The 24,750-nt window shown below is 73.7% G+C and carries 21 protein-coding genes and 2 riboswitches; of the genes, 7 read left to right on the top strand and 14 right to left on the bottom strand.

The genetic code is table 11. The features are described from left to right. Positions 1–766 precede the first annotated feature (766 nt). Together menD and HS045_RS19850 are read right to left on the bottom strand one after the other, a co-directional pair. Positions 767–2,431 carry a 2-succinyl-5-enolpyruvyl-6-hydroxy-3-cyclohexene-1-carboxylic-acid synthase gene (gene menD / locus HS045_RS19855; RefSeq protein WP_196452959.1) on the bottom strand — a complete coding sequence of 555 codons (1,665 nt, stop codon included), beginning with the start codon at positions 2,429–2,431 and terminating at the stop codon, positions 767–769. Then, positions 2,428–3,360, bottom strand: coding sequence for an o-succinylbenzoate synthase (locus tag HS045_RS19850; protein ID WP_196452958.1), 933 nt, complete (start codon positions 3,358–3,360; stop codon positions 2,428–2,430). Before HS045_RS19850 ends, menD begins: the two co-directional genes overlap by 4 nt. A gap of 72 nt (positions 3,361–3,432) precedes the next feature. Between HS045_RS19850 and HS045_RS19845 the strand changes: the two genes are divergently transcribed. The 3 genes from HS045_RS19845 to HS045_RS34755 all read left to right on the top strand — a co-directional run bounded on the left by HS045_RS19845 (position 3,433) and on the right by HS045_RS34755 (position 6,774). Continuing rightward, a complete protein-coding gene (locus HS045_RS19845) occupies positions 3,433–4,647 on the top strand; it encodes an AMP-binding protein (protein WP_196453727.1) in 1,215 nt (404 codons plus the stop codon). A 49-nt stretch (positions 4,648–4,696) separates the two neighbouring features. After that, positions 4,697–5,101, top strand: a complete 405-nt coding sequence (locus tag HS045_RS19840) for a hypothetical protein (RefSeq protein WP_196452957.1) — start codon at positions 4,697–4,699, stop codon at positions 5,099–5,101. Positions 5,102–5,316: 215 nt separating this feature from the next. Beyond that, positions 5,317–6,774 (top strand): RNA polymerase sigma factor, encoded by a 1,458-nt coding sequence (locus tag HS045_RS34755; RefSeq protein ID WP_230884496.1) that lies wholly within the window; start codon positions 5,317–5,319, stop codon positions 6,772–6,774. 103 nt (positions 6,775–6,877) lie between these two features. Here the strand turns inward: HS045_RS34755 and HS045_RS19830 are convergent, their stop codons facing one another. After that, positions 6,878–7,294, bottom strand: coding sequence for a hypothetical protein (locus HS045_RS19830; protein ID WP_196452956.1), 417 nt, complete (start codon positions 7,292–7,294; stop codon positions 6,878–6,880). Between the two features lie 184 nt (positions 7,295–7,478). Between HS045_RS19830 and HS045_RS19825 the strand changes: the two genes are divergently transcribed. Both HS045_RS19825 and HS045_RS19820 read left to right on the top strand, forming a co-directional pair. Further along, entirely contained in the window at positions 7,479–8,072 is a 594-nt protein-coding gene (locus HS045_RS19825) for a TetR/AcrR family transcriptional regulator C-terminal domain-containing protein (protein WP_196452955.1), read from the top strand. A gap of 441 nt (positions 8,073–8,513) precedes the next feature. Continuing rightward, positions 8,514–8,705, top strand: coding sequence for a DUF5999 family protein (locus HS045_RS19820; RefSeq protein ID WP_196452954.1), 192 nt, complete (start codon positions 8,514–8,516; stop codon positions 8,703–8,705). A 66-nt stretch (positions 8,706–8,771) separates the two neighbouring features. On the opposite strand, the gene HS045_RS19815 is transcribed toward HS045_RS19820, so the two are convergent. Further along, positions 8,772–9,374 (bottom strand): alpha/beta family hydrolase, encoded by a 603-nt coding sequence (locus HS045_RS19815; protein WP_196452953.1) that lies wholly within the window; start codon positions 9,372–9,374, stop codon positions 8,772–8,774. A 95-nt stretch (positions 9,375–9,469) separates the two neighbouring features. Here HS045_RS19815 and HS045_RS19810 point away from each other — a divergent pair, with 95 nt between their 5' ends. Beyond that, positions 9,470–9,847, top strand: coding sequence for a hypothetical protein (locus HS045_RS19810; RefSeq protein ID WP_196452952.1), 378 nt, complete (start codon positions 9,470–9,472; stop codon positions 9,845–9,847). Positions 9,848–9,935: 88 nt separating this feature from the next. On the opposite strand, the gene HS045_RS19805 is transcribed toward HS045_RS19810, so the two are convergent. The 8 genes from HS045_RS19805 to HS045_RS19770 all read right to left on the bottom strand — a co-directional run bounded on the left by HS045_RS19805 (position 9,936) and on the right by HS045_RS19770 (position 19,896). Further along, entirely contained in the window at positions 9,936–10,718 is a 783-nt protein-coding gene (locus HS045_RS19805; RefSeq protein ID WP_196452951.1) for a tetratricopeptide repeat protein, read from the bottom strand. A gap of 111 nt (positions 10,719–10,829) precedes the next feature. Then, the gene (gcvP, locus tag HS045_RS19800) at positions 10,830–13,685 is read right to left on the bottom strand and encodes an aminomethyl-transferring glycine dehydrogenase (protein ID WP_196452950.1); all 2,856 of its coding nucleotides are present in this window, start codon (positions 13,683–13,685) and stop codon (positions 10,830–10,832) included. A 162-nt stretch (positions 13,686–13,847) separates the two neighbouring features. Beyond that, positions 13,848–13,940: riboswitch (glycine riboswitch) on the bottom strand. A gap of 15 nt (positions 13,941–13,955) precedes the next feature. Next, positions 13,956–14,576 (bottom strand): MerR family transcriptional regulator, encoded by a 621-nt coding sequence (locus tag HS045_RS19795; protein ID WP_307827610.1) that lies wholly within the window; start codon positions 14,574–14,576, stop codon positions 13,956–13,958. 144 nt (positions 14,577–14,720) lie between these two features. Next, positions 14,721–15,200, bottom strand: a complete 480-nt coding sequence (locus tag HS045_RS19790; protein ID WP_196452948.1) for a bifunctional nuclease family protein — start codon at positions 15,198–15,200, stop codon at positions 14,721–14,723. A gap of 78 nt (positions 15,201–15,278) precedes the next feature. Then, positions 15,279–15,929 carry a MerR family transcriptional regulator gene (locus HS045_RS19785; protein WP_230884495.1) on the bottom strand — a complete coding sequence of 217 codons (651 nt, stop codon included), beginning with the start codon at positions 15,927–15,929 and terminating at the stop codon, positions 15,279–15,281. Positions 15,930–15,955: 26 nt separating this feature from the next. Beyond that, positions 15,956–16,468, bottom strand: a complete 513-nt coding sequence (locus tag HS045_RS19780; protein ID WP_196452947.1) for an FHA domain-containing protein — start codon at positions 16,466–16,468, stop codon at positions 15,956–15,958. Positions 16,469–16,792: 324 nt separating this feature from the next. Continuing rightward, positions 16,793–19,294, bottom strand: coding sequence for a mannose-1-phosphate guanyltransferase (locus HS045_RS19775; protein WP_196452946.1), 2,502 nt, complete (start codon positions 19,292–19,294; stop codon positions 16,793–16,795). A gap of 11 nt (positions 19,295–19,305) precedes the next feature. Continuing rightward, entirely contained in the window at positions 19,306–19,896 is a 591-nt protein-coding gene (locus HS045_RS19770) for a CDP-alcohol phosphatidyltransferase family protein (protein WP_196452945.1), read from the bottom strand. Between the two features lie 404 nt (positions 19,897–20,300). Further along, positions 20,301–20,413: riboswitch (TPP riboswitch) on the top strand. Here HS045_RS19770 and thiC point away from each other — a divergent pair. Continuing rightward, complete coding sequence (thiC, locus tag HS045_RS19765) at positions 20,406–22,193, top strand: phosphomethylpyrimidine synthase ThiC (protein WP_255531891.1); 1,788 nt, start codon at positions 20,406–20,408, stop codon at positions 22,191–22,193. Its footprint overlaps the riboswitch before it by 8 nt. Before the next feature lie 46 nt (positions 22,194–22,239). Here thiC and HS045_RS19760 read toward each other — a convergent pair whose 3' ends face one another. Together HS045_RS19760 and HS045_RS19755 are read right to left on the bottom strand one after the other, a co-directional pair. Continuing rightward, positions 22,240–22,941, bottom strand: coding sequence for a response regulator transcription factor (locus tag HS045_RS19760; RefSeq protein ID WP_196452943.1), 702 nt, complete (start codon positions 22,939–22,941; stop codon positions 22,240–22,242). A 94-nt stretch (positions 22,942–23,035) separates the two neighbouring features. Further along, positions 23,036–24,745 (bottom strand): sensor histidine kinase, encoded by a 1,710-nt coding sequence (locus HS045_RS19755; RefSeq protein ID WP_196452942.1) that lies wholly within the window; start codon positions 24,743–24,745, stop codon positions 23,036–23,038. Positions 24,746–24,750: the final 5 nt, after the last annotated feature.

The following is a 24,750-nucleotide window of genomic DNA, read 5'->3' as shown; positions in this document are numbered from 1 at the left end:
GTGATACGGGGTCGTACCCCACCCTGTTACATACCTCTCATAAACAACAATGACTCTTATATACACCCGGAAGGGAAGGCGTCAAGATTCCCGCCGCGACCTCGGAGAACCGTTGACGACCCTGTTACGGATGACCGGAACCCGGTGTTTACAGACTTGGAAACAATACGCGGCAGCGGGCTGTCATGTCGGGCTCCACCGGCCCCCTTCCTCGACCCCCACTCGAATCGGACAGCCTCCGAACGACAAAAACCAGGCATCCATCGGGGTTACGGCGGACCGAAGATCGCACAAGCACCGAAACCTGACGCACCGCCACCAGGCGATCACCCAACGGGGATGCGCCGACGGGGGCCGTCCCAGAAGGTCGGGCCGGATATCCGAAAAAAATTCGGGCACCCTATACGAGGGCGGAGACACCGGTCAACCCGGCCCCCTTCCCCGGCCTGGAGGCTCACCGTCCGCGACCGGCCGACTGCGTTTATCCACCCGTGGCGCGCGCCGGACCGTCCTGATAGAAATGTCGGATGTTCTCTGGAGCCAGGTGCCCGCGTGACATGAGATACGGCGGGTGAGCATTTACAGGCGGACGGTCCTTCACGATTTCCAGGGCCGGGCAGGAATGATCCGGCAATTCCTGCGGCCGCCGACGGGACAGGTCCGATCCCGGCCCGGGGAGGACACCGCAAGCCGCCTCGGGAACACCGCCGGCCCGCCCGCCTCGGGAACACCGCCGGCCCGTCGGACGGGCGTCGGGCCTCCCCCGTCACCCCGCCATGGCCGCGCGGACCGCCGCGCTCGCCGCCTCCCGCATGGTGACGTGCAGCGCCGCGTTGGACTCCCGCTCCGTGCGCACCTCCACGATCCGCACGCCCTGCCCGCGCAGCGCCTTGTCCAGCTGCCCGGGCTCGCTCACGGCGGTGTACGGCGTGCCGGTGGCCGCGGCCGCGTAGGCCAGGTCCACCCCGTGCCGGGTGCCGAAGACCCGCTCGAACGGATCGCGGAACGCGGCCTGCGGCAGCAGCGAGAAGATCCCGCCCCCGTCGTTGTTCACCACGACCAGGCACAGGTCGGGGCGGGGCTCCAGCGGGCCGAGGATCAGCCCGTTCTGGTCGTGCAGGAAGGTCAGGTCGCCCATCAGCGCGAACGCCGGGCCGTTGTGGGCCAGCGCCGCGCCCATCGCGGTCGAGACCACCCCGTCGATCCCGGCGACGCCCCGGTTGGACAGGATCCGCAGTCCCCGTCGGGGCCGCATCGCCTGGTCCAGGTCGCGGATCGGCATGGAGGAGCCGACCGTCAGCAGCGACCCGTTGGGCAGCAGGTCCGCCAGGTCCCGCGCCAGGCGCGGCTCGCTGAGGCCCGAGTCGTCCAGCACCTCGTCGATCGCCGCCCGGGCCGCCGCGTCGGCGCGGCGCCAGGAGTGCAGCCAGGCGTCGTCCCCGGCCGCGATCGGGATCTCCACGGCCTGCGCCACCTGGGTGGCCGAGCGGGTCGGGTCGGGCCAGCGGGTCAGGTCGGGGGCGACCACGACGTGCTCGCCCCCGACCCGGCCCATCCACCGCAGCAGCGACTTCGACAGGCTGGGACGGCCGAGGGTGACCACCACCTCGGGACGGTGCGCCTCGGTGAACTCCGGGGTGCTCAGCAGATGGTGGTAGGCCGACATCGTGTGGTCGCCGTAGCGGGCGCCGCCGTTGGGCTCCGACAGCACCGGCCAGCCCGCCATGCCGGCCGCCGCGACGTACCGGCGCGTGCCGACGGCGCCGTCGCCGACCACCAGCACGCCCCTGCGGGTCTTCGGCAGGTGCAGCGCGGCGGCCGGAGGCGCCACCCGCGCACGGACCCAGGGCCCGTCCGCACCGCCGTCCAGGGGCTCGCACCAGGAGTCGTCGCCGTCGGGGACCAGCGGCTCCCGGAAGGCCAGGTTGAGGTGAACCGGACCCGGGTCGGCGGGGCCGAGCGAGCGCTGGTAGGCCCGGCAGGCCAGGGAGCGCCAGTAGGCGACCTGGCCGGGCCGCTCCTCGGGGGCGCCGACCTCGGCGAACCAGCGGACCGCCGTGCCGTACAGCTTGAGCTGGTCCATCGTCTGGCTGGCGCCGGTGTCGCGCAGCTCGGGCGGGCGGTCGGCGGTGAGCACCAGCAGCGGCACCCCCGACTGGTGCGCCTCCATGACCGCCGGGTGGAAGTTCGCCGCCGCCGTGCCCGACGTGCAGACCAGGGCCACCGGGCGCTCGCCGCGCCGGGCCAGGCCCAGCGCCAGGAAGGAGGCCGACCGCTCGTCGATGCGCACGTGCAGCCGGACCCGGCTGTCGGCGTGCACGGCCAGGGCGAGCGGAGCGGAGCGCGAACCGGGCGCGAGCACCACGTCCGTGAGGCCGCAGCGCACCAGCTCGTCGACCAGGACGGTCGCGAGCGCGGTCGCGGGGTTCACCGTGCCTCCTTCAGGCGTCGCACCCAGGCGGGGGACTCGATCTCGTAGCGGGACAGGGCGCCGGGGTCCACGTCGGGACGCCGCACCGGGAGCATCCCGTCGACCGGGACGAGCGGGTCGGCCACCACGTCCCCCTCCAGCAGGGAGAGCGTGCCCAGGCCGCAGGCGTAGGGCAGGTCGGGCAGGGCCGCGGCGAGCGCCACCCCGGCGGCCAGGCCGACGGAGGTCTCCACCGCGCTGGAGACCACGGCGGGCAGCCCGCACGCCTCCACCACCCGCAGCGCGGCCGCCACGCCGCCGAGCGGCTGCACCTTCACCACCGCGATGTCGGCCGCCTCCGCCGCCCTGACCTTCAGCGGGTCCTCCGCGCGCCGGATCGACTCGTCGGCCGCGATCGGCACCTCGACCCGCCTGCGGACCCGGGCCAGCTCGTCCAGGGTCGCGCAGGGCTGCTCGGCGTACTCCAGGCCGAAGCGGCGGTCGAGCTCGGTGATCCGGGCCACCGCCGCCTCGACGTCCCAGGCGCCGTTGACGTCCACCCGGATCCGGCCCGCCGGGCCGAGCGCGTCACGGACGGCCTCGACCCTCGCCAGGTCGTCGGCGAAGCCCTGGCCCCGCTCGGCGACCTTCACCTTGACCGTGCCGCAGCGGGCCCGCCGTACCATCGCGTGCGCCTGCTCGGGGCCGACGGCGGGGACGATGGCGTTGACCGGGATCCGGTCGCGCAGCGGCGCGGGCCAGCCGGTGAAGGCCGCCTCCTCGGCGCAGGCGCGCCAGCGGGCGCACTCGGCCGGGCCGTACTCGGGGAAGGGGGAGAACTCCCCCCACCCGGCCGGACCGCCCAGCAGCACGCCCTCGCGGACGGTCTGCCCGCGGAAGCGGGTCCGCATCGGAATCCGGAACACCCGCAGCGCCGCCCCCGCCGACATCGCTCCGTCCCCTTCCGCTGCACCGGCCCCTCGGTCGTCGTCCGGCTCATCGGCACTAACCTTACGACCGTGATGACCGGTCCCGTGCACGAGGAGCCGCCCGCCGGACGGCCCGCCGCCGGCCCCGGCCGGGAGCTGCACGCCGTGACGCTGCCGCCGGGACCCGCGCTGTTCCAGGCGGTCGCCGCGGCGCTCGACGCCGGTTTCACGGGCCCCGCGATCCTGCCCCTGCCGCCGGACCTGCCCGGTCCCGCGCTGCGGGCGGCGCTGGAGGCCCTGCGCCCGGCCCGGCTGGACGGCGTACGGCAGGCCGGCGGCGAGCCCGTCCCCGCGGAGGTGGCCGTGGTGATCGCCACCAGCGGCACCACCGGCGCCCCCAAGGGCGTGCAGCTGTCCGCCGCCGCGCTGCGCGCCTCGGCCTCGGCCTCCCTGGAGCGGCTGGGCGCCCGGCCCGGCGAGCGGTGGCTCTGCTGCCTGCCGCCCTCGCACGTCTCCGGCCTGCAGGTGCTGGTCAGGTCCCTGCTGAGCGGGACCGAGCCGGTCGTCCACGACGGCTTCTCCCCGGAGGCGGTGCTCGCCTCCGGGGCCGACCACGTCTCGCTGGTCCCGACCCAGCTGCACCGCCTCCTCGACGTCTCGGCGGACCTGTCGGCGTTCCGGACGATCCTGCTCGGCGGGGCGGCGGCCCCGGCGGGGCTGCTGGACCGGGCCCGGACGGTCGGCGCCCGGGTCGTCACCACCTACGGCATGAGCGAGACCTGCGGCGGGTGCGTCTACGACGGCCGGCCCCTTGACAATGTAGATCTGCAGATCGGCGGCGGGTCCCGGGACGGCCGGATCCGCATCGCCGGCCCCGTGCTCTTCTCCGGCTACCGGCTCCGGCCCGACCTGACCGCCGCGGCCCGCGACGGCGGCTGGTTCGTCACCTCCGACCTCGGCACGCTGGAAGGCGGCCGGCTGCGGGTGCTGGGCCGGGCCGACGACGTGATCAACACCGGTGGCGAGAAGGTCGTCGCGGCGGCCGTGGCGGCCGTCGTGGCCGAGCACCCGGCGATCGCCGACGCCGCCGTGGTCGGCCGCCCCGACCCCGAGTGGGGCGAGCGGGTGGTCGCCGTCGTGGTCTCCTCCGCGCCCCCGTCGCCGGCCGAGCTCCGCGCCTTCGTCAAGGAGCGGCTGCCCGCCTACGCGGCCCCGGCCGAGGTGGTCGTCGTCCCCGGGATACCGCTCCTGCCCAACGGCAAGCCGGACCTCGCCGCGCTCCGCCGCGGTCTGCGGCGGGAACCGTGAGGCGCTCCGGAGCGTCGAAGGGATGACACGACCAGGAAGGAGGGGCCCGATGAAGCCGACCCGCAAGACGTGGGCCTCCGCCGGAGTCGTCGCCGTGATCCTCACCGGCGGCGCGTCCGTCGCGGCGGCCGCCTCCGCCGGCGGGATCGAGCGGGCCGGTGAGCCCGTGCCCGTGCCCGTGCCCGCGGTCGAGCCGAACGCGCCGGTCCCCGCGGGCCCGGTCCCGCCGACCGCCTCCGTCCCGCCCGCCCCGCCGGAGCGGACCGCCCCGCCGGAGGACTTCGTGGTCTCCACCGAGGTCGACCCCGAACCCGAGAAGGCGGCGCGCTACTGGACCGAGCACCGGATGGAGGACGCCCTGCCGATGCCGCTCCCGGTGGTCGAGGGGCCCTTCCCCGCGGTCGAGGGCCCGGCCGGGGACGCCCCCGAGGGCCCGGTCGACTCGACCGATTAGGCCGCTCCGGGCGGCCGAGACCGACGTCGAATGGGATGGTCCGGCTGGAACCGGCCCATCCCATCATATTTTCCCCGTCAAGCCGGGAACAGAAAGGTCGCCGACGGGGTTATTGGTACTGGTGCGCTGAGCGGCCCCCCCGGCCGCCCCACTCCGCAACGTGTCAACACCCACAGCCTGAAAACAGACGACTCCGTAACGGAGGAGGTGTCCTCATGCCCCAAACCGCCGCCGCGACCTCGACCGAGGCCCCGACGACCCTCGAGCAGCTCCTTGACCGAGGGCGAGTTCAGGGTCACCTTTCTCTCGCGGAGCTGCGTCACGCCTTCGCCGACGCGGGCATCAGCCCGGCCGAGGGCCGGACGATCCTGCGCGAGCTCACCGAGGCCGGTGTGAGCCTGGCCGCCGAGGACGAGCCCACGCTCGCCGCGGCCACCAGGAAGGCCGCGGCCAAGACCGCCGCCCGCAAGACGGCGGCCCGCAAGACGACCTCCCCGCGCACGGCCAAGGCCGCCGGCGGCAGGACCGCCGGGAAGGGCGCACAGCAGGGCGCGCGGCAGGGCGCGGAGGAGACCGCGGAGGACACCAGCACGGCCGCTCCGCAGGGCCTCCTCGCGGACGAGGCGGACAGGGCCGCGCCGGGCCCGGACGACGTGCCGGAGAACCTCGAGGCGAAGCTGGCCGAGGAGGGCTGGACCGCCCCCGACGAGGCGGAGCTCGAGGCCGAGGTGGAGCAGGCCGCCGACCTGGACGACCAGTCGTCGGTCATGGGCGACTCGGTGCACACCTACCTCAAGTCGATCGGCCGCCGCACGCTGCTCACCGCCGCCCAGGAGGTCGAGCTCGCCAAGCGGATCGAGGCCGGCCTGTACGCCGAGGCCAAGCTGGAGTCCGAGCCCGGTCTGCCCGCCGACGTCCGCGACGACCTGGAGTGGATCGCCGAGGACGGCCGCCGCGCCAAGGACCACATGCTGGAGGCCAACCTCCGGCTCGTCGTCTCCGTCGCCAAGAAGTACACCGATCGCGGCATGGCCCTGCTCGACGTGGTCCAGGAGGGCAACCTCGGCCTGATCCGCGCGGTGGAGAAGTTCGACTACACCAAGGGCTACAAGTTCTCCACCTACGCCATGTGGTGGATCAGGCAGGCCATCCAGCGCGGCTTCGCCGACTCCGCCCGCACCATCCGGCTGCCCGTGCACGTGCTGGAGATGCTCTCCAAGCTCTCCCGCGTCGAGCGCGACATGCACCAGCGGCTGGGCCGCGAGCCCACGCCCGAGGAGCTGGCGGTCGAGCTGGATCGGACCCCCGACCAGATCGAGGAGCTGCTGCGCACCAGCCGCCAGCCGCTCAGCCTCAACGCCACCATCGGCGAGGACGGCGAGACCACCATCGGCGACCTCATCGAGGACGTCGACTCCCCGGAGGCCTCCGAGGTGGTGGACCGCCAGCTGCTGGGCGAGCAGCTGCGCGGCGTGCTCGGCAACCTCTCCCCCCGGGAGGCCCGGATCATGGCCCTGCGCTTCGGCCTCGTCGACGGCAAGCCCCACACCCTCGACGAGATCGGCAAGCACCTCGGCCTGACCCGGGAGCGCATCCGCCAGCTGGAGAAGGAGTCCCTGTCCAAGCTGCGCCACCCCAGCAACACCCGCCCGCTGCTCGACTGGGCCAGCTGAACCCGCGACGCACCGGGTCCCGGTACGGCCTGCCGTACCGGGACCCGGTGCGCTTCGCGGCGCCCGCGCTCAGGCGCGCGCTCAGCGCCCGTTCAGTGCGTGCTCAGTGCGCGGCGCCCGCGCGGTGCGCGGTGCCGACGGGGAGCACGTCGCGCGGCATGTCGAGGAGGCGGTTGCGCTCACGCAGCGTGCGCAGGCGCTCGACCTCGGTGGTCCACCGGACCCCCTCGGGGGTCGCCCTGCCCTTGCGGCGGCGGAGCCGGTCGTCGTAGGAGCGGATGCCGAAGGCCACCCGCTGATTGGCCTCGGCCGCGCGCAGCACCTCGGTCAGGGCCTTGTCCAGGACCAGGGCGGCGGCCCGCCGCTCGGCGGAGGAGGACGTGGCGGCCTGCACCTCGCGCAGCGCGGCCTCGGCCAGGCGGGCCTTGCGCAGAAGCTCGGGGAAGCCCTTCCCGACCTCCTGGTCGGCGTGGTGGCGAACCTCCGCCTCCCGGCTCACTCTCGGTCGGAAAAACGCCATCTTCTACCCTCTCTCGCCTGACTGCCCGGCTGGTGACAGCGGTAGCCTACGCCGTCCGCCGCGGGCTCCCGCACGCAGGGGACGACACCGCGGGCGGCCGACGGGCCGGGTCCGGCCGACACGCCCGCCGATCGGACCGGCGATGTCCTTTACGCAGTAAGGCAGGCGATGGCAGGATGGCCCCATGCCTGCCAAGCGACCACCGATCCCCCTGTCCCGGGAGCGCATCATCGAGGCGGCCCTGCACATCGCCGACAGCCAGGGGCTGCGACGGCTGACCATGCGGCGGCTGGGCGACGCGCTCCAGGTGGAGGCGATGGCCATCTACCACCACCTGCCCCGCGGCAAGGACGCGCTGATGGACGCCCTGGCCGAGCACGTCACCACCGTCCACGTCGAGCCGGGCGCCGACTGGCGGGAGACCGCGCGCGCGTGGTGCCGGGCGAGCCGGGCCGCGCTGCGGGAGCACCCCGGGGTGCTGGCCCTCGCCCTGACCAAGCCGCCCAAGGGACGGGCCGCGATGGCCGTGCGGGAGCAGACCGGGCAACTGGCCGAGGCGGGGCTGCCGGACGCGCCCGAGGCCGTGCGGGCGCTGCGCGCCTACGTCTTCGGCGCGGTGGCGGTGGAGGTGCAGCAGTCGGGCTGGGCCGAGCCCGCCGGCCCGGAGGACGACGCCGAGCCGTGGCTGCCGCCCTCCCGGGGCGGCGGCAACGCGGCGGCCGACGCGGACTTCGAGCGAGGGCTCGACGCCCTGCTGGCGGGCCTGGCCCGGAGCTGAGCCCGCCCGCCCGGAGCCGGGCCTTCCCGCCCGGGTCCCGACCGCCCCGACCCCGGGCGGGCGCCTCGCGGCACCGGAGGCGCGGAGCCGGTCTCCGATTCGCAACCGATCGTTTACACAATCTCCGGCGTGTCGCACTTGGCCGGTTATCAGGGGATGCGGCACGCTGTGTCATAGGTCACACCCCCGAACGGGACCAGAGGGCCACGTCCAATGGTCCTCAAACGGTCCTAACTGACTATGTCGCACGGGTGTGACCCGTCGCACACTTGAGCTGTTCCGTGTGCGCGCCTCACCCCGTTCGAGGCGCGCGCCGTCATATGTCAACCGCAAACGCTCGCCCCTCGTCATACGTGGGAACGGGGTCCCATCGGTGACGGTGCCCACCGATCGCCGATGTCGACCCCCGCGAGCCGACACGAGAGATCTGGAGGCACGCCGATGTGCCCGCACGAGCCGTCCTGCCCGTCCGCCGATGGGCCGGGCCGCGAAGCCGCCCGCACCGTGGTCGCCCACCCCGAGCAGGGGTGGAGCCTTCTCTGCAACGGCGTGGTGCTGTTCGAGGACACCGGTGAGCTGCTGCCCGACGGCGCCGTCATCGAGCCGCACCGCCCCCTGGCCGGCGTCCTCTGAGCATCCGCGTCATCCGGGGGCGGGCCGCGCCCTACCCGATCAGCGCCGGGTCCGCGCGCTACCCCATCAGCGCCGGGTCCACGCTCTGGCGTCGAGCCACCCGGCCACGGCCTCGCCCACCCGGGCGGGGTCCTTCTTCAGGTCGTGTCCCTCCCCCGGCAGCACCACCAGCCGTTCGGCGTCCTCCACCGCGGGCACGCCGAAGGGGTCCCGGTCCCCGCTGACCGCCAGCACGTCCACGCCCGCCGCGCGCAGTTCCTGCGCGCGGGAACGCTCCGGCCGGCCCGGCGGGTGCAGCGGGAAGGCCAGCGCGACGACCGCCCGGGCCCCCACCGTGCGGGCGGTACGGCAGGCGACCCTGGCCCCGTTGCTCCGCCCGCCCTGCACCAGCGGCAGACCGGGACGACGACCGCGGATCTCCGCCACCGCCGCCGCCCACGCCTCGTCCTGCTTGACGGCCGAGCCCGGCGCCCGCGCGCCGCGCAGCCGGAACGGCTGCGTCACCCTGGCGACCAGGCCGCCGATCGCCAGCACGGCGTCCCGTACGGCCAGCAGGTCCGGTGCGTCCACTCCCCCGGCCGAGCCGTGCGTCAGGACCAGCAGGAACCGCGGATCCGGTACCCGGTCGATCTCGGCCCGCGCCGGGCCGTGCGGCGTCACGATCTCCATGTCAGGATCTCCACGGTGGAACGCTACCGGTGCCGCCCGCGGATCTCGTCCAGATGGCCGATGCCGCGGCCCGTTCCGGGATGCAGACTGGGGACGTGCACGAAAACCACGACATCCGCCAGGACATGCACGCCACCCTCGACGCCCGGCGCGACCTGGGCCCCGAGTACGAAGCGGCGCTCGTCGAGTCGTTCGTCGAGCGGCTGGACGCGACCATCGCCGCCCGCGTGCGGGCCGAGGTCCACGCCGCCGGCCCCTCGCCGTACGAACCGCCTCTGAGGAAGCAGCGCCGGAGCGGTGGTTCCCCGGCCGCGATCGCGCTGGGCTCGCTGGGCATCGGCATCCCGCTGACCGGCATCGCCGCGAACGAGGCCGGGATCGTCGGCCTGCTGCTCGCCTGGGGCGGCATCGTCGCGGTCAACCTCGCCCACGCACTGGGCAACTGGCGCCTCCGCGACCACCGCGACTACTGATCCCGCCCCGGCGCCGCTCTGCGCCACGCGGTCCCGCGGAGGAGAGACCGCCGCCGGGCCGCCCGTCCGGTCCCCGGGCCGGACGCCCTCACAGGTCGCGGTCGCGGCGCAGCCGTACCTGGACGGCCAGCCGCTCGTCGGCGTGGCCGAGCCCGTAGTCCCAGACCCGCTCGGCGTCCTCGTCGCGGCCCCGCAGCGGGAGCGTCCGGGCCAGCAACTCGATGGCCAGGGCACTGGTCTCCACGTCGCCGCCCTCCTCCACCGCTCCCTGGAACTCCGCGCACGCCAGCTCCAGGTGCGCCACGCCGAGCAGCACCCGCAGCCGCGGCGGATCCGCCACCTCCGGTACGGCCAGCGCCTCCAGGAGCACGTCGGCCGCCTCCCCCGGCTCCCCCTCCTCCAGCAGGAACTCCGCCAGCCGCTGGGCCGCCCGGGAGGCGATCTCCGGATCGCCGGTGGCCAGCGCCGCCCGCAGCGCCTCCTCCGCCTCCCGCTCGTCCGCGGCCAGCCGGGCCAGGGCCATGTGCGCCGGCGGCGCGTAGCCGGGGTTCCCGAGGCCCAGGGCGGCCTGCCAGGCCGCGCGGGCCTGATCGGTCCGGCCCTCGCTCTCGAAGCTCTCGGCGAGCAGGCAGGCCGCCTGGGCGGCGAACTCCGGATGCCCCGTCGCCAGCGCGGTGCGCGCGGCGGCACGGGCCCCCGGCACGTCCCCCCGCTCCTGGAGCACCACGGCCAGCCCCACCGCCGCCTGGGCCCGGTCGGGCCCGTCGGCGTCGGCCGCCAGCTCGGCGAGGATCGCGGCGGCGCCGTCCAGGTCGCCGTGCTCGGCCAGCCTGCGGGCGACCTCCAGGGGGTGTGTGTCGACGTCCGGCATTCGGGATCCTCCCCGGGTAAGGAACGGCCCCGAGCCTAACGACTCGGGGCCGTCCGCGTCTCGGCGTACACGGTGATCCGCGGTCCTGCGCGGGCCGCGCGGGGGGGCGGGTCAGTCCTCGTAGGCCTCCAGCGGCGGGCAGGAGCAGACGAGGTTGCGGTCGCCGTAGGCCTGGTCGATGCGGCGCACCGGCGGCCAGTACTTGCCCTCGCGCAGCGAGGGCACCGGGTAGGCGGCCTCGGTGCGGGTGTAGGCGTGGGACCACTCGTCGGCGGCGACGCAGTCGGCGGTGTGCGGGGCGTTGCGCAGCGGGTTGTCGGCCCGGTCGTAGGCCCCCGAGGCGACCTTCCCGATCTCCTCCCGGATCGCGATCATCGCGTCGCAGAACCGGTCGAGCTCGGCCAGGTCCTCGCTCTCGGTCGGCTCGATCATCAGCGTCCCGGCCACCGGGAAGGACATGGTCGGCGCGTGGAAGCCGTAGTCGACCAGGCGCTTGGCCACGTCGTCGACGGTGACGCCGGTCTCCTTGGTGATCTGGCGCAGGTCGACGATGCACTCGTGGGCGACCAGCCCGCCCCGGCCGGTGTACAGCACCGGGTAGTGCGGGGCCAGCCGGCGGGCCAGGTAGTTGGCCGACAGGATGGCCTGCTCGGTCGCCGCCTTGAGGCCCTCGCCGCCCATCATCCGGATGTAGGCCCAGGAGATCGGCAGGATGCCCGCCGAGCCGTACGGCGCGGCCGAGACGGGCCCGACCGGCGAGCCGCCGGTCAGCGGGTGGCCGGGCAGGTAGTCGGCGAGGTGGGCGCGGACCGCGACCGGGCCGACGCCGGGGCCGCCGCCGCCGTGCGGGATGCAGAAGGTCTTGTGCAGGTTCAGGTGGGACACGTCGGCACCGAACTCGCCCGGCCTGGCCAGGCCGACCAGCGCGTTGAGGTTGGCGCCGTCGACGTAGACCTGGCCGCCGGCCTCGTGGACCAGCTCGCAGACCCGGGTGATGCCCTCCTCGTACACGCCGTGCGTGGACGGGTAGGTGACCATGATCGCGGCGAGCCGGTCGCGGTGCGCCTCGATCTTGGCGGTCAGGTCGCCGAGGTCGACGTTGCCGTCGTCGTCGCAGGCGACCACGACCACCTTCATGCCCGCCATGACGGCGCTGGCGGCGTTGGTGCCGTGCGCCGAGGACGGGATGAGGCAGACCTCGCGCCCGGCCTCGCCCCGGGCCCGGTGGTAGGCGCGGATGGCCAGCAGCCCGGCGAACTCGCCCTGGGAGCCGGCGTTGGGCTGGATCGACACGGCGTCGTAGCCGGTGACCTCGGCCAGCCAGCGCTCCAGCTCCCTGATCAGCTCCAGGTAGCCCTCGGCCTGGTCTGAGGGCGCGTACGGGTGCAGGCTGGCGAACTCCGGCCAGGTGATCGGCTCCATCTCGGTGGTCGCGTTGAGCTTCATGGTGCAGGAGCCCAGCGGGATCATCGACCGGTCGAGCGCGACGTCCTTGTCCTGGAGCCGGCGCAGGTAGCGCAGGAGCGCGGTCTCGGAGCGGTGGGCGTGGAAGACCGGGTGGGTGAGGTAGTCGCTCGTGCGCAGCAGCTCGGCGGGGAGCGCGTCGTGCGCGGCGGCGTCCAGGTCGGCCAGGACCGCGCCGCCGACCTCGAAGGCGGCCAGGACCTGCTCCAGGTGGAGCATCTCGGTCCTCTCGTCGCAGCTGACGCCCACGTGGTCGGCGTCGACCAGGCGCAGGTTGACCCCGTTGTCGCGGGCGGTCGCGACGACCCGCTCCGCGCGGCCGGGCACCCGGGCGAGCACCGTGTCGAAGAAGACGTCGTGCACGACCTGCACGCCGCCCTGGCGCAGGCCCTCGGCGAGCACGACGGCGTGCCGGTGGACCCGCCGGGCGATCCGGCGCAGGCCGTCGGGGCCGTGGTGGACGGCGTACATGCCGGCGATCACGGCGAGCAGCACCTGCGCGGTGCAGATGTTGCTGGTGGCCTTCTCCCGGCGGATGTGCTGCTCGCGGGTCTGCAGCGCGAGCCGGTAGGCGGGGCGCCCGTCGGCGTCCACCGAGACGCCGACCAGCCGGCCGGGCATCTGCCGCTGCAGGCCCTCGCGGACCGCCATGTAGGCCGCGTGCGGGCCGCCGAAGCCGAGCGGGACGCCGAACCGCTGGGAGGAGCCGATCGCGATGTCCGCGCCGAGCTCGCCGGGCGGGGTGAGCACCGTCAGGGCCAGCAGGTCGGCGGCGGCCACGACCTGGGCGCCGCGGGCGCGGGCGGCCTCGGCGACCGCCCGGAAGTCGCGGATCCGGCCGCTCGCGCCGGGGTACTGCACCAGGACGCCGAAGCACTCGGGCAGCTCGGCCGACAGGTCGCTCTCGACCAGCTCGATGCCGAGCGGCTCGGCGCGGGTGCGCAGCACCGCCTTGGTCTGCGGCAGCGCGTCGGCGTCGACCACGAACACGTCCGACTTCGCCCGGCCGGCGCGGCGGGCCAGGGTCATCGCCTCGGCGGCGGCGGTGGCCTCGTCCAGCAGGGACGCGCCGGCGATGCCGAGGCCGGTGAGATCGGAGACGACGGTCTGGAAGTTGAGCAGGGCCTCCAGCCGGCCCTGGGAGATCTCCGGCTGGTAGGGGGTGTAGGCGGTGTACCAGCCGGGGTTCTCCAGCAGGTTGCGGCGGATGACCGCGGGGGTGACCGTGTCGTGGTAGCCGAGGCCGATCATCGAGGTGAGCACCGTGTTGCGGGCGGCCAGCGCGCGCAGCTCCCCGATCGCCTCGGTCTCGCTCGCCGCCGGGGGCAGCTCCAGCCGGTCCGCGGAGCGGATCGCCTCGGGCACGGCCACCGCGGTCAGGTCGGCGACGGAGGCGAATCCGACCGCCTCCAGCATGCGGGTCCGGTCGGCGTCGTCAGGCCCGATGTGGCGGGTGGCGAACGGCGGGGGGACGAGGTCGCTGAGGGGCGACAGGTCGGTCATGGAAAGCCTCCCGAGGCGGTGGAGACCGGCGCTGGGCGCGGGCGTACGGGGCCGGATCTCCCCCTCTGTCATCTCGACCTGAGAGCTTCACCTGCCCCGGGCGGGGAGGTTTTCACCGTCGGTGAGACGCGCCTGGCGGACGCACCTGCTTTCCAGAGTTGCCTCGTCCGTGCGGTACAGGGTGCCTGAGAGATTCCGGGGAGGTTGCTCCTTCGGCGCCCCGATCGTGGTCGGGGTCTCTCCCGCACAGGGTCGTCAGCGCGACCAACTTTACCCCGTGCGCCGAGCCTGCCGACGGCGGGCCAGCTCATCGCCGGGGTGACCGCCTAAAGGGCCCTGGTCGCTCTCCGCGCGCTCGCCGGGAAGCTCCGCCAGGGAGCCCTCCACCTCCTGCCAGACCCGGCCCAGCGCGATGCCGAACACGCCCTGACCGCCCTGGAGCAGGTCGATGACCTCGTCGGGCGAGGTGCACTCGTAGACGCTGGCCCCGTCGCTCATCAGGGTGATCTGCGCCAGGTCGGCGGCGCCGCGGGAGCGCAGGTGGTGCACGGCGATCCGGATCTGCTGCAGGGAGACGCCCGTGTCGAGCAGGCGTTTGACGACCTTGAGCACCAGGATGTCGCGGAAGCCGTACAGCCGCTGGGTGCCGGAGCCGTGCGCGGCTCTGACGGTGGGCTCGACCAGGCCGGTGCGCGCCCAGTAGTCCAGCTGCCGGTAGGTGATCCCGGCAGCGGTGCAGGCCGTGGGGCCTCGATAGCCGACGTCGGCGGGCGGGCTCACCGGTCGCCCGTCGAACAGCAGGCCTTCTTCTCCGGCGCGCTGGCGCGCCGACCGGCGCCGCCCCGGATCATCCTGGCCGGCCGCCTTTCCTTCGCCGCTGCTGACCGCCACTGCGGACCTCCGGCTTTCTCTCATCCCGTGGCCTGATCTGGGGGTTTGTACACGGCCACAGGTTCACTCGCACCGTAAGACTGGGATCTGCCTCAGTCAACGACCCCACTCGGCGCGTCGTGAAGCGTAAATGCACCGAAATTCCTACCCCGCACGGCCGAAGTCCTCCGGCGAGATCTGGTCAAGGAACTCCCTGAACTTCTCCACCTCGTCCTCCTGCCCCTCCTGGTCCTCGGGAATGATCACCCCGGCCTCCCTGACCACGTCCTCGCTGGCGAAGATGCGGGCGCCGGTGCGCAGCGCCAGGGCGATCGAGTCCGAGGGCCGGGCGCTCACCTCGGCCCCGTTGGAGAACACCAGGTTCGCGAAGAAGATCCCCTCCCGCAGCGCGACGATGTTCACCGTCGTCAGCCGGGCGCCGAGCGCGTCGATGACGTCACGGAACAGATCGTGCGTGAGCGGCCGGGGCGGCGGCTCCTCGGCCTGCGCCATGGCGATCGCGGTCGCCTCGGTCATCCCGATCCAGATCGGCAGGTAGCGCTCCCCGTGTGCCTCTTTCAGCAGGACGATCGGCTGGTTGGAGGGCATCTCGACCCGGACGCCCACGACCTCCATCTGCAACACGGGCTGCTCCGTTTTCGCTGGGTTCAACCGTTTCATTCAACGTAACACCCGCGCAGGCGCGGGCGCCCGGTCAGGCCCTCACCGGCCCAGGACCCCACGAACACCGGAACGCAGCAGCGAGGCGTGCAATTCCAGGAGCAGGCCGGAGATCTCCCTGGCGGTCTCGTCGGCCCGGTCGATCGCGCCGGGTGCGCGGCGGCGCAGCAGCGGTGCGACGGCCTGCTCCACGAGCCCGGCCTCCCGCTCGGCGGCGGCCCTGACCGCCCTCAGATGGCGGGCCCGCAGGCCGAAGGCGGCCAGTGCGCCGACGCTGCGGGCCACGGCCAGCGCCTCGGCGTCGTAGTGCCGGGCCACGGCCGCCAGCAGCCCGTAGTCCTCGAGCTCGGCCAGGGTCTCCTCGTCGATCTCGGCGGCGGCCAGGAGTTCCGCACGGCTGAGCCGGATCTCCGGCTGCGCCTCCGACGGCACGGCGCGCGGCCGGGCGACGGGCCGCTCCTCGCGGTCGGCCTCCTCCAGCCGGTCCTTGATCACGCGCAGCGGCAGGTAGCGGTCACGCTGCTCGCTGAGGATGTAGCGGAGCCGCTCGACGTCGGCGTAGGTGAACTTGCGGTAGCCGGAGGGACTGCGCTCCGGCTCGATCAACCCCTCGCCCTCCAAGAAACGGATCTTGGAGATGCTGACGTCGGGGAACTCGCCCTGCAGCAGGGCGAGCACCTCCCCGATGCTCATGTGCGCACGAGCGGCCTGCGAGCTCATCATCCTCCAGCGGCGCCGCGGGTGAGGAACACCAGCCGGAACTTGCCGATCTGCACCTCGTCGCCGCCGTAGAGCGGGACCTCCTCGATCCGCTCGCGGTTGACGTAGGTGCCGTTGAGGCTGCCCACGTCGCGGACGGTGAACACGCCGCCGCCGCGCCGGTAGAACTCCACGTGGCGCCGCGACACGGTGATGTCGTCCAGGAAGATGTCGCTCTCCGGATGGCGGCCCACCGTGGTGAGGTCACTGTCCAGCAGGAAGCGGCTGCCGGCGTTGGGGCCGCGCTGGACGACCAACAGGGCCGTGCCCGGGGGCAACTGCTCGACGGCGTGCCGCTCGGCGAGGAGCGCCTCCCCTGTCTCCGCCTCGTAGGCCTCGATCCCGGAGAGGGAGATCGTCGACGTGCTGTCTCCGGGTGTCTCGGCTCTGGTCAGCGGCGACCCGCATCGAGAACAGAAACGCGCGTCCTCGGGGTTGGCATGACCGCACTGCGTGCAGTAGACGCTCGGCATCGATCGGCTCGGCCTCCTACCGCGAAGGCGCGGCAACGGTGCTCGGGGATGCGCGCCTCGCTTCTTCGCTTCTCAAGTGTTTGCTCAAACTGCGAATGCCGCAACTTACGCCCCTGAGGCGCAAAGGTCAAGGCGAGCACTGGACCGCGGGTTCGGTCGGGGACAAAGTTACAGGCGGGGAAGGCCCAAGGTCCATATCTTCGCCAAGCCGGGCGCGTCGCGCCGCCTCCGGACTCCCCCGCCTCCCCGGCCGCCCCGCCTCCGGGCCGCCCCATGGCCCGCGCGCCCCGCGGGTCCCGGATCCGGACCGGCCCGTGTCCCGGTTCACGGGCCGGCCGCCCGCTCCACGATCCGGGCCCAGTGCTCCAGCAGGACCTGCGCGGAGTCGGCGTCGGCCCCCTCGGCCCACAGGTGGGTGACCGCCTCGGCGGGATCGGGCAGGACCAGCGTCCAGCTCCCGTCCTCGCCCACCACCCGCACGCCGTCGGTGGTGTCGATGCGCTGGCGCTCGGCCGCCTCGATGACCGAGCGCATCACCGCGCCCTTGGCGGCCCAGGGCGTCGGCACCGTACGGCGCAGCAGCCGGGCGACGGGGATCCTGGCGTCGATCTGGCTGAGCGAGAGCCGGGTCCTGGCGACCAGGCCGAGCAGGCGCAGGAAGACCGCCACCCCGTCCACCGTCGGACCGAACTCCGGCACGATGAACCCGCCGCGCCCGTCCCCGGCGAACACCATGTCCGGCCCGCGGGAGGCCGCGGTGAGCGCGTCGAGCGCGGTGGAGGTCCACTCGACCTGCACGCCGTGGAAGCGGCAGACCTGCTCGGCCACCCGCGTGGTGGTCACCGGCAGCGCCACCCGGCCGCCGCGCCGCTCGGCCGCGACCAGGTCCAGCACGACCAGCAGGGCGCGCTCCTCGCTGATCAGCTGGCCCGCCTCGTTGACCAGCGCGACCCGCTCGCCCACCGGGTCGAACCGCACGCCGAACGCCGCCCGGGAGGAGCCGACCAGCTCCGCCAGGCGCTGCAGGTCGCGGCGGCGCTCGGCGAAGGTCTCGGTGGGCGAGGCCTCGTCCAGCCGGTTGTTGACGGTCAGCACGTCGACCCCGACCCGGCCCAGCAGACTCGGCAGCACCAGGGAGGAGGTGCCCCCGGCGCAGTCGACCACGACCTTCATGTCGGCGTCGCGCACCCCGGTCATGTCCACCCGGCGCAGCAGTTCGTGGGTGTAGTCCTCGACCACCCGCGGGGGGAAGCCGAGCTCGGCGATCTCTCCGGGGAAGGCGCGGCGGAACTCCTGCCGGGAGAAGACCCGCTCCAGCTTGCGCTGCGCGGACTGCGACAGGTCGGCGCCGCTGTCGTCCATGAAGACGATGTCGACGCTCTGCGGGTCGCCCGCGGTGGTGCGCAGCGCGATCCCGCCGACGGCGCTCTCCTTGGCCGTGTGGAAGCGGGAGACGGGCAGCGGGGTGGCCTCCAGGTCCAGCACGTTGATGGCGCTGGCGTTCAGCGCGCTGACCACCGCCCGCTTCAGGGCCCGCGCGGCGCGCGAGGAGTCGCGGGAGGTGACGACCGAGGCGCCCTTGCGCAGCGTCGTGGCGTAGGCGCTGGCCAGCCGTACGCACAGCTCAGGGGTGATCTCGACGTTGACCAGCCCGGAGACCCCGCGGGGGCCGAACAGGCTGCGCTGGCCGCGGGACTCCCAGATGACGCTGGTGTTGACCACCGCCCCGGCCTCGACGGTCTTGAACGGGTAGACCTTCACGCCGGAGGAGACGTAGGCCTCGGCCTCGATGATGCACTCGTCGCCGATGACGGCGCCCTCCTCGACCCGGGAGCCCGTCATCAGGTCGCTGTTCTTGCCGATGACGCAGCCGCGCAGATGGGCTCCCGGGCCGACGTAGACGTTGTCGTGGACCACGGCCCGGTGCAGGAAGGCGCCCTCGCGGACCACCGCGTTGCTCCCCAGCACGGTGTACTCGCGCAGCTCGGCACCGGCCTCGACCTTGGCGTAGTCGCCGATGTACAGCGGGCCCTTGAGCACGGCCTCCGGGTCCACCACGGCGCCCTCCGCCGCCCAGACGCCGGGTGAGAGCTCGAAGGCGTCGAGGTCCACCGCCACCCGGCCGGAGAGCACGTCGGCGTGGGCCGCCAGGTAGCTCTCATGGGTGCCGACGTCCTCCCAGTAGCCCTCCGCCACGTAGCCGAAGATCGGGGCGCCGCGCGCCAGCAGGCGGGGGAAGACGTCCGCCGACCAGTCGACCGCCTCCCCCGCCGGGACCTCGTCGAGGACCTCGGGCTCCATCACGTAGATGCCGGTGTTGACCGTGTCGGAGAAGACCTGGCCCCAGGTGGGCTTCTCCAGGAAGCGCTCGACCCGGCCCCGCTCGTCGGCGATGACGATGCCGAACTCCAGGGGGTTGGGCACCCGCTTGAGCCCGATGGTGACCAGGGCGCCCTGCTCCCGGTGGAACCGGACCATGTCGGTCAGGTCGATGTCGGTGAGCGCGTCGCCGGAGATGACCAGGAACCGGTCGTCGCGGAGCTTGTCCGCGGCGTTCTTGACGCTGCCGGCCGTGCCGAGCGGCATCTCCTCGGTGGCGTAGTACAGGTCCATGCCGAGCTCGTCGCCGTCGCCGAAGTAGGTGCGCACGAGGGCGGCCAGGAACTGCACGGTCACCACGGTCTCGGTGAACCCGTGCCGCTTCAGCAGCCGCAGCACGTGTTCCATGATCGGCCGGTTGACCACGGGCAGCAGCGGTTTGGGCTGGTTGGCGGTCATCGGCCGGAGCCGTGTCCCCTCCCCGCCCGCCATCACGACGGCCTTCACGCATCACCTCATTAAGGCGTTCCCGCTCCTTTGAGAAGTTGCCGCACCTGTACCCAATACAGCACCCCGGACCACCAGTACAGCCCTACGCCCCAGACGGCCAGCGCCCAGCCGACGATCCGGGCGGGTCCGGCGTACCACGCGTCGTGGTGGGCGAGGAAGAGCAGGGGGAAGGAGTAGAGCAGGTTGGCGGTGGCGGCCTTGCCCAGGAAGTGCACCGGGAGCGCCGGGCCGTACCCCAGGCGGCGCAGGATCGGCGGGATGCCCAGCAGCATGACGTCCCGCAGCGGGATGACCAGCGCCAGCCACCAGGGGATGATGTCGCGCAGCGCCAGGCCGAGCAGGGTCGCCAGGATGTAGAGCCGGTCGGCCAGCGGGTCCAGCAGCCGGCCGAGCCTGCTGGTCTGGTTCCACGCCCGGGCGATCTTGCCGTCGAGCCAGTCGGAGAACCCGGCGAGCATCAGCAGCGCGACGGCCCAGCCGTCGGCCTCGGGGCCGAGCACGAGCCACAGGAAGACGGGCACGCCCAGCAGCCTGGCCAGGCTCAGCGCGTTGGGAACCGTCCAGATCCGGTCCTCGGCCGCCGAAACTTCCGCATTCACCCGTTCGTCCCCCTCCCCGTACCTGAGGGTGACACTACTGTGTTGGTGGCGACGCTGACGCGTCGCGGCTCGGGGGCCGGTAACCGCCGTCTTCCCTCGTCGCGTGCTCGCTGTGACATGGCGACGCTGAGCGCCGCGGCTCGGGGGCCGGTGACCGCCGTCTTCCCTCGTCGCGTGCTCGCTGTGACATGGCGACGCTGAGCGCCGCGGCTCGGGGGCCGGTGACCGCCGTCTTCCCTCGTCGCGTGCTCGCTTCGCTGCGCGCGCTCCTCGGTCCAGACGCCGGAGCCCCCTCGCGGGCCGATCCCCGGGGAAGCAGGACCGGTCCCTCTCTCTGAGAGGAGTGACATATCCCTCACCGCCGCGCGGGCTGGCGGTCGGCGGGAAGATCGCGTTATGGTTTCGCCGACCAACGCGGGAGCCCGGAGAACCGGGCTGAGAGGACGGCTGGAACGGCCGCCGACCGCCAGAACCTGCTCCGGGTAATGCCGGCGAAGGGAGTTTGCGCGATGTCCGACGCGCGCCCGACCAGTTCCAAGATCTACATCGGTGACCTCCGCGTCCCCATGCGCGAGATCCGGTTGACCAACGGCGAGACCGTCACGCTGTACGACACCTCGGGCCCTTACACCGACCCCGCCGTGACCGTGGACGTCACCCGCGGCCTGCCCCGCCTGCGCGAGGAGTGGATCACCGGCCGGGGCGACGTGGTCCGGTACGACGGCCGCCCGGTCGCGCCCGGCGACGACGGTCACCGGGACGCCGAGTCCCGGTCGCGCGACCTGCGCTCGCTGGACGCCGTCTTCACCGGCGACGGCGCGGACCCGGCGCGGAACGGGCACGGCGCGGACCCGGCGCGGAACGGGCACGACCACCGGCCGCTGCGGGCGGCCGGCGCCCCGGTGACCCAGCTCGCCTACGCCCGGCGCGGCGTGATCACCGAGGAGATGCGGTTCGTCGCCGTCCGCGAGGGGGTGAGCCCGGAGTTCGTCCGCGACGAGGTGGCCGCCGGGCGGGCCATCATCCCCGCCAACGTCAACCACCCGGAGAGCGAACCGATGATCATCGGTCGCAACTTCCTCGTGAAGATCAACGCCAACATCGGCAACTCGGCCGTGGCCTCCACCATCGCCGAGGAGGTCGACAAGATGACCTGGGCGACCCGGTGGGGCGCCGACACCGTGATGGACCTGTCCACCGGCCGCAACATCCACACCACCCGCGAGTGGATCATCCGCAACTCCCCGGTGCCGATCGGGACGGTCCCCCTCTACCAGGCGCTGGAGAAGGTCGACGGCCGCCCCGAGGAGCTGTCCTGGGAGGTCTACCGCGACACCCTGATCGAGCAGTGCGAGCAGGGCGTGGACTACTTCACCGTGCACGCCGGGGTGCGGCTGGCCCACGTGCCGCTGACCGTGGGCCGCAAGACGGGCATCGTCTCCCGGGGCGGCTCGATCATGGCGGCCTGGTGCCTGGCCCACCACCGCGAGAGCTTCCTGTACGAGCACTTCGCCGACATCTGCGCGATCCTGGCCGCCTACGACGTGGCGTTCTCGCTCGGCGACGGCCTGCGCCCGGGATCGATCGCCGACGCCAACGACGAGGCCCAGTTCGCCGAGCTGCGCACGCTCGGCGAGCTCACCGCGATCGCCCACGCGCACGACGTCCAGGTGATGGTCGAAGGGCCCGGCCACGTGCCCATGCACAAGATCAAGGAGAACGTCGACCTGCAGCGCGAGCTCTGCGACGACGCGCCGTTCTACACCCTCGGCCCGCTGACCACCGACGTCGCCCCCGGCTACGACCACATCACCTCGGCCATCGGCGCGGCGATGATCGGCTGGTACGGCACCGCCATGCTCTGCTACGTCACGCCCAAGGAGCACCTGGGCCTGCCGGACAAGGACGACGTGAAGACCGGCGTGATCACCTACAAGATCGCGGCGCACGCGGCCGACCTCGCCAAGGGCCATCCGGGGGCGCAGGCCTGGGACGACGCCCTGTCCGACGCGCGGTTCGAGTTCCGCTGGGAGGACCAGTTCGACCTGTCCCTGGACCCCGACACGGCACGGTCCTTCCACGACGAGACCCTGCCCGCCGCCCCGGCCAAGACCGCCCACTTCTGCTCCATGTGCGGCCCGAGGTTCTGCTCGATGAAGATCAGCCACGACCTGCGCCGGTTCGCCGAGGAGCGCGGGCTGAGCGACGACGAGGCGGTGGAGGCCGGGATGCGGGAGAAGTCCGAGGAGTTCGCCCGCGAGGGCGGCCGGGTCTACCTGCCCGTCGAGAGCGTCTGATCCGCTCCTCCCCGCCTCCGGCCCCGCTCCTCCCCCGCCTCCGGCCTCAGGCCGGGGGCGGGCCGCTCCGTCCGCTCCGGGGAGGGGTGCGCACCGGGCGGAAGTCCGCGCCGACCAGGCCGATCCGGTGGGCGACCACCGCCGCCTGGATGCGGTTGCGCAGGCCCAGCTTGTCCATGGCGGTGGAGACGTGGGTCTTGACGGTGGTCACGCCCACGTGCAGGGCGTCGGCGATCTCCCCGTTGGACAGCCCCGCCCCGACCAGGGAGAGCACCTCCAGCTCCCGGTCGGTGAGCCCCGCGGGGACGCGCGGGACGGCCTGCTCCTCGGCCGCCAGGGCGCGCTCCACCACGCGGCGCAGCACGGAGGGGGCCAGCAGCGGCTCCCCGGCGGCGGCCCGGCGCACGGCGTCGACCATCCGCTCCGGCTCGTCGTCCTTGACCAGGAAGCCGATCGCCCCGGCCCGCAGCGCGGCGTAGACGTTCTCGTCCTCGGCGAAGGTGGTCAGGATGACGATCCGCGCGGCGGGCCAGGCCGCCAGGATCCGCCGGGTGGCCTCCAGCCCGTCCACCCGGGGCATGCGCAGGTCCATCAGCAGCACGTCGGGGCGGAGCCGTTCGGCGTGCTGCACGGCCTGCGCGCCGTCCACGGCCTCGCCGCAGACCTCCATCTCCCCCGCCGCCTCCAGGAGCATCCGCACGCCCGCGCGCACGAGCGCCTGGTCGTCGGCGACCACGACCCGGATCACGGGGCCTCCTCCTCCGGCCGCCGGGACGGGGCGGCACCGCGCCCGCCCGCACGTCCGCCCGCACACCCGGCCATACGTCCGCCCGCAGGCCCGCTCACGCCGTCTCCTCCTCCTCGCGACGCCACGGCAGCAGTCTGTACTGCGGCGTCATCCCGCACGAATGTCCGGCCGGATGGCCGGGGCGCTCCACCGGGAGCGTCGCCGTCAGCCGCCAGCCGCCGTCCGGGCCGGGACCGGCGGACAGGTCCCCGCCCAGGGCGCGGGCCCGCTCGCGCATGCCCGCGATGCCCTGGCCGGAGGAGGGCAGCGCGTCGCGGGCATGCGCGAGCGGGCCGCTGAGCGCGTCCGCCTCCGGCGTGTCGCGCGGACCGGGCGGCGGACCGCTGAGCACGTTCACCTCCAGCGCGCCGCCGGCGTCCCGCAGCTCGACGGTCGCGCGGGTGCCGGGCCCGGCGTGCTTGAGGACGTTGGTCAGGCCCTCCTGGACGATCCTGGCCGCCGAGGCGCGGGTCACCAGCGGGATGCACTCGGCCCCGGGGTGGAGGCGCAGCTCGACCTCCAGACCGGCGGCGCTCATCCGCTCCACCGCGTCGCGGACCACCTCCTCGGGGTCGGCGACGGGCAGGTGGGCGAGTTCGGGGTCGCGCAGCACGTTGAGCAGGCCCCGCAGGTCCTCCAGCACCTGGTGGCCGGTGGCGCGGATGTCGGCCAGCGCCTCGGCCACCGGTCCCGACGGCGCGGCGTACCGGGCGGCTCCGGCCCGCAGCACCATGGCGCCGACGTGGTGGGCGACGATGTCGTGGACGTCGCGGGCGATGCGCTCGCGCTCGGCCAGCAGGTCGGCGCGGGCGCGCTCGGCGGCCAGCTGCCTGGCCTCCTCGGCCATGGCCAGCTGCAGGTCCGCGGCGGACCGCCGGATGCCGAGGTAGCGGCCGATGATGACGGGCGCGGCCACCATCGCCATCAGGGCGGCGATCCGCGGCGGGGTCACCTCGACCAGCAGGCCGTCGACGACGTTCAGCGCGGTCACCGCGGCGGCGAGCAGGTAGGCGACCGCCGTCCAGGACCACGAGGCGTACATCGCGAAGGCGCCCAGCGTCACCAGGAACAGGCCCTGCAGCGAGTTCGCGGCGAACTGCGCGTTCTGGTCGGCCAGCAGCACCAGGACGGCCTGCAGCGCGAAGGCCGTGCCGGGCAGCAGGCGGACCAGCCCGGCGGTGAGCCCGCAGCCGATCACGAACCAGCCCACCCCCCAGACGGGCCACGGCCCGGCGTCCCAGCCGGTCCAGGTGTCCAGGACCATGAAGGCCACCCCGCCGCCGGCCAGCAGCAGGTCGAGGCCGGGGCGGCGCTCCACCTCGGCCACGGCCTCGATGGGGCTGCGCAGGTAGCGGCCGACCACGACCGGGACGGCGCTCATCCCGAGCAGGAAGTACCAGGTGGAGACGGCCCCCGGGTCGGCGAGGTTGACCGCGGTGGCGGCGCCGGCCAGAACCGCGCCGGGCACGATCCGGCGCCAGGTGCCGCGGTGGGAGAGGATCCCCACGGCCACCGGGAGCAGGATCTGCGCGGTGTCGGTGGTGAACGCGGGGAACCGGTCGCCGACGACCAGGAAGGCCGCGTAGTAGGCGCAGACCGCCAGCGGGGCGCGCCGGACGAACCCCATCGGGGCCCCGGCCGACAGGGCGAGCGCCACCGCGGCCGGCCACGGCGCGGGCTCGCCGGTCTTGCCGGAGACGACGAGGCCCAGGGCGACCCCGGCGAGCGCCAGGAGGACGTCCGGCACCGGACCGCGGGATCTCATAGCGA

The organism is Planomonospora sp. ID82291 (assembly GCF_015711645.1).
In the GTDB taxonomy this organism is placed as follows: Bacteria; Actinomycetota; Actinomycetes; order Streptosporangiales; family Streptosporangiaceae; genus Planomonospora.
Note: the sequence above shows the minus strand (reverse complement) of the source record. Positions and strands in the feature narration are given on the sequence as shown.